At 48.1% G+C, this 12,129-nt stretch carries 11 protein-coding genes; 4 read left to right on the forward strand and 7 right to left on the reverse strand.

Annotation, left to right across the window (positions count from 1 at the left end; genetic code table 11):
• Positions 1–713 precede the first annotated feature (713 nt).
• Positions 714–1,856: a YfbR-like 5'-deoxynucleotidase gene (locus HI950_RS13940; RefSeq protein WP_169085249.1), complete on the reverse strand. Its 1,143-nt coding sequence runs from the start codon at positions 1,854–1,856 to the stop codon at positions 714–716.
• A 116-nt stretch (positions 1,857–1,972) separates the two neighbouring features.
• On the opposite strand from HI950_RS13940, the gene HI950_RS13945 reads away from it, so the two are divergent.
• The 3 genes from HI950_RS13945 (at position 1,973) to HI950_RS13955 (ending at position 5,632) form a co-directional block, all read left to right on the forward strand.
• Positions 1,973–2,950 (forward strand): bile acid:sodium symporter family protein, encoded by a 978-nt coding sequence (locus tag HI950_RS13945; RefSeq protein WP_169085247.1) that lies wholly within the window; start codon positions 1,973–1,975, stop codon positions 2,948–2,950.
• Between the two features lie 66 nt (positions 2,951–3,016).
• The gene (gene pnpS, locus HI950_RS13950) at positions 3,017–4,792 is read left to right on the forward strand and encodes a two-component system histidine kinase PnpS (protein ID WP_169085245.1); all 1,776 of its coding nucleotides are present in this window, start codon (positions 3,017–3,019) and stop codon (positions 4,790–4,792) included.
• Between the two features lie 117 nt (positions 4,793–4,909).
• Positions 4,910–5,632, forward strand: coding sequence for a response regulator transcription factor (locus HI950_RS13955; protein ID WP_169085243.1), 723 nt, complete (start codon positions 4,910–4,912; stop codon positions 5,630–5,632).
• A gap of 36 nt (positions 5,633–5,668) precedes the next feature.
• Here the strand turns inward: HI950_RS13955 and HI950_RS13960 are convergent, their stop codons facing one another.
• Positions 5,669–6,535: an AraC family transcriptional regulator gene (locus HI950_RS13960; protein WP_169085241.1), complete on the reverse strand. Its 867-nt coding sequence runs from the start codon at positions 6,533–6,535 to the stop codon at positions 5,669–5,671.
• A 221-nt stretch (positions 6,536–6,756) separates the two neighbouring features.
• Here HI950_RS13960 and HI950_RS13965 point away from each other — a divergent pair, with 221 nt between their 5' ends.
• Complete coding sequence (locus HI950_RS13965) at positions 6,757–7,617, forward strand: lipoate--protein ligase family protein (RefSeq protein ID WP_169085239.1); 861 nt, start codon at positions 6,757–6,759, stop codon at positions 7,615–7,617.
• Here HI950_RS13965 and HI950_RS13970 read toward each other — a convergent pair.
• From HI950_RS13970 to HI950_RS13990, 5 genes are all read right to left on the reverse strand, one after another.
• Positions 7,614–8,561, reverse strand: coding sequence for a phosphotransferase (locus HI950_RS13970; protein ID WP_169085237.1), 948 nt, complete (start codon positions 8,559–8,561; stop codon positions 7,614–7,616). The two genes, HI950_RS13965 and HI950_RS13970, sit on opposite strands and share 4 nt — an antisense overlap.
• 45 nt (positions 8,562–8,606) lie before the next feature.
• A complete protein-coding gene (locus HI950_RS13975) occupies positions 8,607–9,035 on the reverse strand; it encodes a threonine/serine exporter family protein (protein ID WP_187768094.1) in 429 nt (142 codons plus the stop codon).
• A 26-nt stretch (positions 9,036–9,061) separates the two neighbouring features.
• Complete coding sequence (locus tag HI950_RS13980) at positions 9,062–9,820, reverse strand: threonine/serine exporter family protein (protein WP_169085235.1); 759 nt, start codon at positions 9,818–9,820, stop codon at positions 9,062–9,064.
• Positions 9,821–9,855: 35 nt separating this feature from the next.
• Positions 9,856–11,043, reverse strand: a complete 1,188-nt coding sequence (locus HI950_RS13985) for a M20 family metallopeptidase (protein ID WP_169085233.1) — start codon at positions 11,041–11,043, stop codon at positions 9,856–9,858.
• Positions 11,044–11,162: 119 nt separating this feature from the next.
• Positions 11,163–12,080, reverse strand: coding sequence for an AraC family transcriptional regulator (locus HI950_RS13990; protein WP_169085230.1), 918 nt, complete (start codon positions 12,078–12,080; stop codon positions 11,163–11,165).
• Between the last annotated feature and the right edge of the window lie 49 nt (positions 12,081–12,129).

The following is a 12,129-nucleotide window of genomic DNA, read 5'->3' on the forward strand; positions in this document are numbered from 1 at the left end:
GAGTCGGATGCGGGCTGAACACGATGTGAGTACGATCTGAGTGCGATCTAAGTGCGATCTAAGTGTGAACTAAGTGTGAACTAAGTGCGATCTAAGTACGATTTGAGTACGATCTGAGTACGATCTGAGTTCCAACTGAACACATCATAAGCACGATCCGAACAGAGTCTGAGTAGAACTTAAGTGCAATCAGAGCATGACAGAGTACCATCTATCGTAACGCAGCACACCAATCCCAACCACCAATCCCAACCACCCATCTACACTGCACTTTGTACAACAGAAAAACTGCTTTAACAGAAAATAGAAAGCTACACTGCAGTTTTTACAGCAGAATCATCTGCTGTCCGCTCAATCTGGAGTGGGTAGGCATTTTCTGCTGCATTTCTGCAATGTAGCTCCGATATCTGCTAGTTATGTCAGGTTTCTGTTGTACAAAGTGCAGCAGAAGATGCTCTCCACAGCAGCAGCTGCTGTCCGATCAGGCTCGCGCAAACATCTACCTACACTGCACTTAGTACAACAGAAAAGCTGGTTTAACCGAAAATAGAAAGCTACACTGCAGTTTATACAGCAGAATCATCTGCTACCCGCTCAATCTGGAGTGGGTAGGCATTTTTTGCTGCAATTCTGCAATATAGCTCCGATAACTGCTAATTATGGCAGGTTTCTGTTGTACAAAATGCAGCAGAAGATGCTCTCCACTGCAGCTGCTACTGTCCGATTAGGTTCGAATAGGTCAAATCATGCAAAATATAGGCTAGGAAAAAAATAACGCATGGATTTTCATAGCGATGCTGGATTTTTATGAGCTGATTATAGTAGGTGTCCGCGTAATGAGGATTGTTGCGCATCTCAAGACTGGCCTTGATCAAAGCGTCCAGCTTGTCTGCAATATCAACCATTTCGCCGACATAATCATCTGATTTGCTGTGCGCAATAAACTCGATCATGTCTTCGTGAAAGATCGCTGGCAGCTTATTGATCATAAAACGCGCAGTTTCCTTCTCATACTGCTCGAAAGCATGCTTGATGTCTGGATTGTTGTGCTTGAAGTTCGCGACCACATCCCCGGACAACGCTTCGGGCAAATCATGCAGCGTAGCCTTGGCCAGCAGCTTATAAAGATCGATGCTCGTATTTCCGAAGCGCTCGATTTCGAGTAAGCCATTAAACAAGGCAAGGGAGGCTACCCGGAAGGAATGTGTGGCATCATTGTCTGGAACGAGGTTATAGCTGCCGTTCCAGCGCTTTACCGTATCCAGATTGACGATGTATTGAATAAATTCATAGAAGCCGTCCTGCTTGTCGTATTCACTTAGCAGCCACTCGATGGATTCAAGCCTCGTATCAAGCAGAGCCTGCCTAAGCTCCTTATGCTTCGCATGGAAGAATGGGTTCGTATCGTATTTGGATTCCCGGTGACAATACAGATAAGCATCCAGCGTATCAATTGCATCAACGAGCCTTCCAATATGCGTATCATCCTGCGCATTAACGATGTAATCATAGGCCTGCGGCTGAAGCGACTTCGAGAGGTAGGAAACAATTTCTTTGCTAAGCTCCGCCTCGAAGTGCCGAATATGATTCATGACGAGCGATTCTTTCTTGGTGACATGCTTAATGGAGCCGGTTCCCGTGTTATTTAAATCGCCCCATAGACTTCTGGCGAGCAGCTTTAATTTGTCGAGCGGCTCGTTGCATACCTTTTCCTCAATGATCCCAATTAGAATAGACAAAGCAGCGCATCTAAAGCTGTGGGTAGAGGCATTGTCCTCGAAACGAGGCGCGTATTCGCTCCATCTAGGCACGTATTGCATACGAATGATCGTATTGGTGAATTTACCGTTCTTCATCATGGTCTCCTTTGCCAGCGATTAATTCGAGAGTTGCCGTTCATGAACAGGAGTGTCTATGCTATTATAAAGCTTATGTACAAAATCGACTAGACAAGGTAAATGAGGGAAATGGCATGCGTGAATTTGGTTTGGCCTTTAATCGGCATTTTGAACGATGGATGTTTATCATTATTCCAGGCTCCTTAATACTTGGCTTTATATTCGCTTCGCAGCTTCAGCCCTACATAAAATCAGTTCCCTACTTATTCGCATATGTAACGTTAACGATGGCTATTGGCTGCGGCTTGGGACAATTGCGCATCGTGATGAAGAGGCCAGGCATTATGGTGCTCACCTTCGTAATTGCACATGTGCTGTCCCCGCTTGCTGCTTACGCGCTTGGCACGCTCGTATTCGGAGCGGATTCTCCATATGTCGTTGGGCTCGTTTTGTTTACTATTATTCCAATTGGCGTTTCAACGGTTCTCTGGGTAGGGATGTCAGGCGGAAGCGTTCCGCTTATGCTGGCGATGGTGGTGCTGGATTCAGCGCTTAGTCCCCTAGTTGTGCCAGCCGGCATTCATCTGTTTTTTGACTCAGCGGTTGAGGTGAAGGCAGGGCCCATCATTATTGACTTGCTTATTATTATCGTACTTCCTACCATTATCGGCGTTGCACTTAATCAAATGAGCAAGGGACGTATTCAGCATGTCGTTCAGCCGTTTACATCACCCCTCTCCAAGCTATGCTTCGTTGCGGTCGTCTCGCTGAATGCATCAGCTATTGCGCCTCATCTGGATAAGCTGAAGCAGGATATGGTGCTGCTCGTGCCGCTTGTTGTTGTGCTGGTTGGTCTGTGTTATGCCTTAGGCTATATCGGAACGGCTTATCTTCGCAATAACGAGCAGCAGGTGACGGTATCCTATGCAACAGGGATGCGCAATATTTCGCTTGGCATCGTGCTTGCGCTTGGCTATTTCAGCCCGCTTGCTGCGGTGCCCGTCGTATTGTCGATTCTGATTCAGCAGCCGCTAGCTACTGTGCATCATTATGTTTTACAAAAACTTAACAAAAACAGGTCTAGCGAAACTGCAGTGCCGCATGTACGATAAACGTTGTATGTTAACACCGCTTTAATGGGTATAAAGTCTGACCAAACGCAGTAGGGAGTGAACCGGATGAACAGCTTTCGCACCAGGCTGACGCTCATTATGATCGCGATGATCGCATTATCGGTGAGTGCAGCAGGCCTATTTATGGTCAAAACGTTTAAAGAAAACCATATTAACGCGCTTGAAGACAATATGGTTCGCGAGATGCAGATCATTTCGGCAAAAATGGAATGGAAATCAGGTGAACTATCTTCGTTGTACAACTATTATTCGGATGAGGCAAAGGAGCTCAAGCGCTATACAGGCGCGCGCGTCACATTCATCCGCAATGATGGTGTCGTTCTCGGCGATTCGGATGGGGATCCGAAGGAGATGGACAACCATCTTGACCGAATTGAAATAAAAGAAGCGTTAAAGACAGGAAGCGGAAGAGCGATAAGGGCTAGTGAAACCGTTAAGCAAAATATGATGTACGTAGCCATTCCAGTTAAGGTCATACCGAATCAAGCGCCAGATGCCATTCGACTCGCCATGAGCTTGAATGAGGTTGAGGAAAGCATTCACAAATTGACGATGGTGCTGGCGGCTGGCTTGCTCGTGCTATTTTTAATCGCAGCCGTAATCAGCTATCGCCTTGCACTAGGTTTGACAAGGCCGTTGGAGCAAATTACGAAGGTCGCGAAACGGATTAAAAACATGGATTATCGCGCCCGTGTAAAGGTTGCGAAGCAGGATGAAATTGGCGAGCTTGGCAACGCTATTAATGCGATGGCAGACAGCCTTCTCGTTCAAATGACGCGTATTCAGCAAAATGAGAATCAGCTCGAGAGCGTGCTGGATAATATGATCAACGGTATCGTCATGATCGATCGCGGCGGCAAAATCGTGCTAATGAACAGACGCGCCGAGGAAGTGCTTGGCTTCTCCGCACGCGAGCTGGTCGGTCGCCATTTTGCCGAAGCGAAGCAGCAGTATGAGCTCTCGCAAATGATCCAAGAAGGGCTTAAGAGCAAGGAGCATTTGCGTGAGGAGATTACGTTCTATTTCCCTGAGGAGAGGCTGCTTGAGCTTAACTTGGTGCCGATTCATCCTGAAGGAAATGATTTCTCCGGCGTGCTGCTCGTCTTGCAGGACGTATCGGCTATTCGCAGGCTGGAGCGGATGCGCAGCGAGTTTGTCGCAAACGTATCGCATGAGCTGAAAACGCCAATTACGGCAGTCAAGGGCTTTGCGGAAACGCTGCTTGGCGGCGCGGTTAACGATAAGGAAACTGCCCGTTCATTCTTGCAAATTATATATGATGAAAGTGATCGTCTTAACAGGCTGATCGGAGATATATTGGAGCTGTCCAAAATCGAGTCGCGTCGCGTTCCGCTCGTATTCTCGCCAGTAGAGGTGGATACATTTGTAGACAAATCCATAAAGCTTATGGAATCTGAGGCTTCACGCAAGAGGATCGAGCTTTCAATGAGCATCGAACCGGGCTTGTATGTAGAGGCTGATGAGGATCGATTGCGCCAAATTATTATGAACCTGCTCTCCAATGGCATCAACTATACACCTGAGGGCGGCCGAGTTTCCTTAAAGGTTGAAGGCCTTGGCGACGATCACATTCGCATCCAAATTACCGATTCAGGCATAGGTATTCCGAAAAAGGATTTGCCGCGCATTTTTGAACGGTTTTATCGTGTGGATAAAGCGCGTTCGAGAAGCTCAGGCGGCACGGGGCTTGGTCTCTCTATCGTCAAGCATCTCGTGGAGCTTCACAAAGGAACGATATCCGTATCAAGCTCCGTAGGGGTCGGTTCAACGTTCACGATTGAGCTGCCTGTCCTGCAATAGAAAAAAGATTTACCTATTCTTTACGAAACCATGATAAACTAGCTTTAAAAGCTAAGCTATAAATACGCGAATGCAGCGTGAATAACGCTGCCATTCGCTAGGTTGGGATGGGGTAACATGTCGCACAAAGTGCTCGTCATTGAAGATGAACCGACATTAGCAAGACTATTGTCGTACAACTTGACCCAAGAGGGCTATGAAACGACCGTTATCGATCATGGCGGGGAAGGCTTGCAAGCCGCATTGCAGCGCAGTTTCGATTTGGTCATTCTCGACATCATGCTGCCTGGCATGAACGGTTTCGAAATATTGAATCGGCTTCGTCAGAACGGCGTCAGAACGCCGGTCATTATTTTGACAGCTCGCAATGCAGAGGAAGAGGTCGTGCAAGGTTTGAAGCATGGCGCGGACGATTATATTACGAAGCCATTTGGCGTTGCCGAGCTGCTTGCACGCGTATCTGCGGTACTGCGCCGGACACAGCTGGATGACAGCAAGCCGATTGAATCAACGGAGAAGGTCATAACAGCCGGTGATCTGTCGATTTACCCTGAGAAGTATGAGGTTATATTAAACGGAGATGCTATTCCGCTAAGACCGAAGGAATTCGAAGTTTTGCTTTATCTCGTACAGCGCCCGGGGATGGTTATTACGCGGGATGATCTGATGAACGTCGTGTGGGGCTTCGATTATATCGGCGGCCAGCGTACGGTTGATGTTCATGTTAGCTCGCTAAGAAAGAAGCTGGAGCTTGGGCAGCAATCGGTCCAAATCGAATCCATTCGCGGCGTCGGCTACAAACTCGTAATGCCAAAAAAGCTCGTTACCCCGAAATTATAGGGCGGACGAGCTTTTTTAATAGGCATGATAGGCTGGCTATTGCCGATTCCAGACGAGCATTTTACGCTGGAATTGCTTCGGCGAGCAGTCGTTATATTTTTTGAACATTTTATAAAAATGCGCCATATTCGGCATCCCAATTCGCTCGCCAACCTCCGAAATGCTTAAATCCTTCGTCAGCAATATCCGCTCCGCCCATTTCACTTTGCGATAGTTCACATATTCGGTAAACGATAAGCCGATCGTTTTCTTAAAATATTTGACGAAATAGTAATAGCTCATATTCGCGATTTTGCAAACTTCCTCCACTTGAATCCGATCGGTCAGATGATTCTCAATATAATCAAGCACGGGCTTAAGGCGAATCCGGTCAAAATTATCCTGCTCGATCAGCACCTTGCGCGTGTCATGACGAAGCAAGAGCAGCAATATTTGCCTGATGAGAATGCTGACGGCGAGCTCGTAGCCGGTTTCCTTGCGGGTTGCTTCGTTCAAAATCTGCTGTATGCATGAAGCGGTTTGCAGTTTAACAGAACTATTTTCCTCGAAAATGTAATTCGCTTTGCTAAGCGGCAGCTGCGTCTCTGAGAAATACCGCATATAAGGGATGGTGCTTTGATCAAAAAAAGGCTCAAGATCAAATTGGAGCACGATATAGTCGAGCGTGCTGTGGCTGCGATCGCGATGAAGCTCGGAAGCTCCGATTAACACTACATCTCCTGGCGTAAGATGGAAGCATTCCTCATCTACATAAATGTCCAAATTACCCTCAAGAATGAGCAGAAGCTCAAGCTGTTTATGATAATGCCAGTTTGTAAATCCATCAAGATTGCGCTCGGTTTGAAATATGCGCAGCGACAGCAATGGGTTCTCGTATGCGACTTTTTCATTAAAGGCTTCCATTTTATTGCTTCCCCCTTGGCGCTGCATGACAATATCCTTATTGTAGTGAAAGCGCAGGTCATTAGCAATAAGGAGGATTGCAATTAAACGGTATTGTTCTACTCCTCTGTCAAATATTGTGTCAAAGTGGGATAGAAGATGCAGGAACGCTCGGTTATCGGTAAAATAGATGTTGAGCAAGTAATCGGAACGATAAGCATGAGAGGGCTGGACGGAGAAAAATGGAACAGGATTCGATTAAAGATTTAGGATTAGATAATATATTGCTGCTGGATCGGATGAATGAGGTAGCTGAGCTGGACGTGTTATATCCGTTTGCGTTGGATGAGCTGCTTTGCAGAAGAACGGGACAGGGCGGGCCTGCAATTTGCCATATATGGCGTCATCCGAGAGGCTTTGTCATGGGGCTTAAAGATAGCAGGCTGCCCGGTGCTGCGGAAGCAGAGCGCTTGCTGCAGACGCAGGGCTGGTCGACAGCCGTCCGCAACTCAGGCGGAGCCGCTGTACCTCTTGACCTTGGTGTCATTAATATTTCGCTCATTATGCCAAAGCCAAATGTGGATTCGTTTCATTTTCACGATGATTTCGAGAGGATGTATGGCCTGATTCGCCAAGCGTTGAAGGAGACTGGCTGCCAAGTGGACAAGGGCGAAATTCAGGGAGCGTATTGTCCAGGCGAATTTGATTTGAGCATTGGCGGCTTTAAGTTTTGCGGAATCGCGCAGCGGCGGCAGACGCATGCCTACATTGTGCAAGCCTTTGTTGTAGCGGAGGGCCGGGGACAGGAGCGGGCAAGCTTCGTTCGCTCATTCTACGACAAAGCAGCGAAGGGGAAAAGCGATAGCGAGTATCCTTCGGTGACCGAAGAGAGCACTGCTAGTTTGGAGCAGCTGACGAATCTGGGTTCTGGCGCTGGCGGGGCATTTGCAAATGCCGTCAAACGAATCATCATCTCTCGGCAGACGGAGTCGGGCATGAGGGAAGCGGAGGAGAAGCTGGTCATTCCGACCTCTGAGCAGATATTCACAATGGCAGAAATATTGCGCGCAAGATATGCGATTCAAGATAATGGCGCGGATTAAACCTGTAGGCTTCTAGCGCATTGCAGGAGATTAGCTGTCGTCTCTTCAAGCTGCTGCTTTAATTGGTCAATTGGCCATGTACCTTTGTTCGCTTGAATGTCACTTGCGATAAGCTTCATCATCCATAGCGAGAAAAGGCATGAAAATACATAATAACCCCTTTTAAAGTCGGGTGCGTGCGTACCGTTGCCTTGCTGCGCAATCAACAGGAGATATTGATCCAGCAAACGTTCGCGTACCGTTGTTGTCATCTCCTTCGGAAAAGTGGGATGAGAGAGATCAATAACATGATACAAGTCCCAATAGCGGCTGTTCAGATGTGCATGCTCCCAGTCGAGCACTTTGATTTGTCCTTTCACTTTAGCATAATTGCCAAGATGCAAGTCGCCGTGCGAGAGCACAAGATCATCCGATGCGAAGCTTTCTTGCTGGAGCACGGTAAATAAGGACTCTAGTAAAGGGATTGGTATACTTGGCCACTGCGCTGCAAGCTCAAAGGGGTGGGTCCCGCGATGCAGCAGCTCTGCAAGTATTGCTTTAGCTTCAGGCTTCGGTCCGCGAAGCGGGGCTTGAAGCAAGTGGCTGACCGGAAGCGAATGCCAGCTAGCTATGTAGGCAATTAACCCGATTGCCGTAGCCTCGTCGAAAGGATGCTTCAATGTTCCTAGATCTTCAAACATGAGCCAATGGGATGAGGGATCACTAGACGATGAGTTGGCAAGCAATTGGGGATAGATAGGCGGAAGGGCTGGCAAAATATGCTCATATACCCATGCTTCCTTGCCTAATTGATCATTATTCGTGAGCGGCTTGAAGATAAGCGTATCGGAAGGCGTAACATAGATCCGTTCGACGCAGCTTCCGTTCATCCCCTTATAAAGCGGCTCTCTCCGCCATATTTTCTCATCGTTAATTCGGCCGTCAGGCGTTACGATCTGATGCATGCTTAAATCTCCTCCCTGGCAGCAGATGATCAAATCCACAATTTTTTAACGCTCGGTCTTCCGTATGATTTGATTAATGACCTCTGAGAATACAAGTCCAATCGCAATGGCTCCCGAAATCATAAAAGCTTTGACAGCCAGCTGTACCGCAATATCATAGTTATCCTCAACGACGTTCCTCATCGCATCATACGCGAGTCCGCCCGGTACTAAAGGGATAATGCCTGAAACGCTAAAGACGATAATGGGCGTTTTGTAAAGCTTAGAGAATAGCTGGCTGATCACGGTTACAACAAATGCGGCAATAAGTGTTGCCGGTATGACGTCCATTGTAAGCTGCGTACAGGAAACATAAATGATCCAGCCGATCATGCCTACCGCGCCGCAGTGCAGAAGCGTCCGCCTCGGTACGTTGAAGATGAGGCCGAAAGCCGCTGAGGCTATGAAGCTCGTGAATAGCTGTTCCAGCATCATCAACGTGATGCACCTCCATTATCTCATTAGTAAAAAGACAGCACGGCGGCGATGCCTGCGCCTACGGCGAAAGCGGTTAGAAAGGCTTCTGCCCCCTTCGACAGCCCCGATACAAGATGCCCAGCCATCAAATCCCTGACTGCAGCCGTAATATGCAAGCCAGGTACGAGAGGCATGACTGAGCCGATGATGATTTTGTCCAAGTCAACCCCCAGCCCTTTATGTACAAACAGCACAGAGAGCGTACCGATGAGGAGGGCGGTTATAAATTCCGAGAAAAATTTGATGGGTACGATTCGATGCAACCGCATCATAAATCCGAAGCCTATGCCGCTGATCAGCATAACGGGGATAAAGTCGCGCCAGCTGCCTTGAAACATAATGAGAAAGCAGCCGCTAGCAATAGCCGCAGCCAGCACTTTTAGCCATGCAGGATAGATGAAGGCATTCGTGTCTATTTCCTGCAGCAGCCGATGCGCATCGCCTGCTGCAAGGCTGCCCGTGCTTATTTTTCTGGAAATGTCGTTAACTAACGACACTTTGAGAAGGTTGGTCGATCGTTCCGAGATTCGAATCAGCTTCGTCATTTGGGATGAACCGTCGATGGCAAAAATAATGCCGGTCGGCGTAACGAAGCTATGTGAGTTCTCAATGCCGTAGGCAGCTGCTATACGTACCATCGTATCCTCGACGCGATAGGTTTCGCCGCCGTTTTGCAAAATGATTTTGCCGGCCAACAAACAGATTTGAGTAATCTCATGGCTATTGATGATGGAATTATTCACTTTTGCCAGCCCTCCTTATACGAGCGAAGTCAGTATCATTGCCTGCTCTTCGTTTGCAGCTCGAATTCGGAGCGAATGCGGGCGAGCAGGGCAGGATCTGCAAATACGTCGAATGCTGTGGCGGCGAGCATTTTAGCCCCGAAGAGCATCCCGTCGAGTGCATAATCCGTCATTGCTGCTTCGCGGAATGCCTCCGTATGAAGAAGCAGCCGGTCTTGAACAACCTTGACGAAAGGATGGATAGCCGGACAGCGAACGGAGACGTTGCCTAAATCAAGCGAGCCGTGATCCTTGCCGATCTCGATCTGCTCCGGACGGATACCCGCGTCAATGAGATTGGCGTTGAACTGCTCGGATAAAGCTTCGTTCGTAATAAGCTCGTCATAAGAGAACTCGAATGCGTTGGTTGTGAGAGTACAGCCTGTTTGCAGGGCTGCCCCTTCCGCACAGCGCATCATCTTGGCGGACAGCTCCTTCAAATAGGTGCGTGTTGATGCGCGAATATAAAATTTTGCCGATGCGTAGTCCGGAATGATATTAGGCGCTTTTCCGCCATTGTCGATTATTCCATGAATACGCGCGTCGCTGCGTGTCTGCTGGCGAAGCGCGTTGATGCTGTTAAAAAGCTGGAGCACCGCATCAAGCGCGTTAATGCCTTCATGGGGGCTCGCTGCAGCATGTGCGGCTATGCCATGAAACTCAAATTGGATCGCATCAATCGCCAGTGACTCTCCAGATTGCTCGAAGGTATGGTAGGGATGCGCCATTAGCGCAAAATCGCAATCATCGAATAAGCCGGCAGCGGACATCGGAACTTTAGCGCCGCGTGTTTCCTCGGCAGGCGTGCCGTAGATGCGGATTTTCCCGCCGATGCCGCTGCCTTCGAGCGCAGCTTTCAGTCCGACCGCAGCGGCGACGCTCATCGAGCAAATAAGATGATGTCCGCAAGCATGCCCGATTTCCGGCAATGCATCATATTCGCATAGGAAGCCGACTGTCGGTCCTGGCTTGCCGGTATCGTAGACTGCGATGAAGGACGTTTCAATGTTAAGGATGCCGCGCTCAACCTCGAAGCCGTATTTCAACAGCTCGGTACAAAGCAGCTCTGATGCGAAAAACTCCTCATGACCAAGCTCAGGACAGCTGCCTACGGAGCGTGATATGGAACGGAAATCCTCTGCGTATCGGTCAATCTCGCTAAAAATCAGTTTTTTATCGGACATAGTCGTATTTAAACCTCCTGCAATTTTGAGAAACATGTGATTGGACGCTGTAAGCGCAAATGTGTTCTTACAGTACCTGAAGCAACCTCTGTCGGCGGCTGTTAGTTCCAGACAAGCTGCTAACGCATGCCGTGTATTTTTTTGAATTGCTCGGGGCTTAATCCTTCATGCCTCTTGAAAACAGAGCTGAAATAGCTGGGTGAATCGAAGCCCACGCGATGTGCGATTTCGTGCATTTTGATATCGCTCTCACGGAACATTAGCTCCTTGCTCCGATTGACGCGCTCCCGGTTCACATACTCCATCGGCCTCATTTTCAGCGCCTTCTTGAACAGCAAGCATAAATACTGCGGCGTTACGTCAATACAGCCTGCAAGATCCTTTATTGCAATCAGCTCATTGTAATGCGCTTCAATATATTGAAGCACAGGCTGAAGCTTCAAATAGTTTTGCTCCACCGAGTGAGAGCTTACAAGAATAACCTTCATCAAATCGAGCAAAAACATGTAAACAAGCTTAGAGCATTCAAGTCCGAGAAAGGATCGGCCGGACTGCGTCATTGCGGAAATATTTTTCATATGGGTAACAATCATATCATGATCGGCAGTAGAATAGACACCGGATTGTGTAATTCCTGCTTGCCTGAACAGCTTGTCTGACAAGTCCCCTCGAAAGCTCATCCAAATGATCTCCCAAGGCTCCTGAATGGAATAGTAAGCATGCTGCTCGTTTGGAAAAAGGCAGAAGCCTTGGCCGGCACGAACAGTCATGATCTGATCGCCGACGCGGAGCTCGCCTGTTCCCGCTATAACCTGCAGCCACTGAAAATGAGGGTAGCCGCTTGGGCGGTCGATCGGCTCTTGATTGCTCCAATGCCCGATACTGGTGAGGTAAACCGGAAGTGTCGTGTCCGTCTCTGTCAAAGTCGGAAAAACCATCGTGTCGATAATAGCAGCCTCCAGGTTCATATTTTGAAAGTGATGCGAAAATACTATTATATAGTTGGTTAGAAGAACGAGATATAATATGAATATCATTATAGTATAACCAAAGATAGGTACAATCAAGACTAAACTGGAGGTTGCT

Origin of the sequence: Paenibacillus sp. PL91 (genome assembly GCF_012935325.2) — a bacterium.
Lineage (GTDB): Bacteria > Bacillota > Bacilli > Paenibacillales > Paenibacillaceae > Pristimantibacillus.

Coding starts and splice junctions, on each gene's coding strand:
- HI950_RS13955 (WP_169085243.1), top strand. CDS start 4,910: ATGTCGCACAAAGTGCTCGTCATTGAAGATGAACCGACATTAGCAAGA.
- HI950_RS13960 (WP_169085241.1), bottom strand. CDS start 6,535: ATGGAAGCCTTTAATGAAAAAGTCGCATACGAGAACCCATTGCTGTCG.
- HI950_RS13965 (WP_169085239.1), top strand. CDS start 6,757: ATGGAACAGGATTCGATTAAAGATTTAGGATTAGATAATATATTGCTG.
- HI950_RS13940 (WP_169085249.1), bottom strand. CDS start 1,856: ATGAAGAACGGTAAATTCACCAATACGATCATTCGTATGCAATACGTG.
- HI950_RS13975 (WP_187768094.1), bottom strand. CDS start 9,035: ATGATGCTGGAACAGCTATTCACGAGCTTCATAGCCTCAGCGGCTTTC.
- HI950_RS13990 (WP_169085230.1), bottom strand. CDS start 12,080: ATGATATTCATATTATATCTCGTTCTTCTAACCAACTATATAATAGTA.
- HI950_RS13985 (WP_169085233.1), bottom strand. CDS start 11,043: ATGTCCGATAAAAAACTGATTTTTAGCGAGATTGACCGATACGCAGAG.
- pnpS (WP_169085245.1), top strand. CDS start 3,017: ATGAACAGCTTTCGCACCAGGCTGACGCTCATTATGATCGCGATGATC.
- HI950_RS13970 (WP_169085237.1), bottom strand. CDS start 8,561: ATGCATCAGATCGTAACGCCTGACGGCCGAATTAACGATGAGAAAATA.
- HI950_RS13945 (WP_169085247.1), top strand. CDS start 1,973: ATGCGTGAATTTGGTTTGGCCTTTAATCGGCATTTTGAACGATGGATG.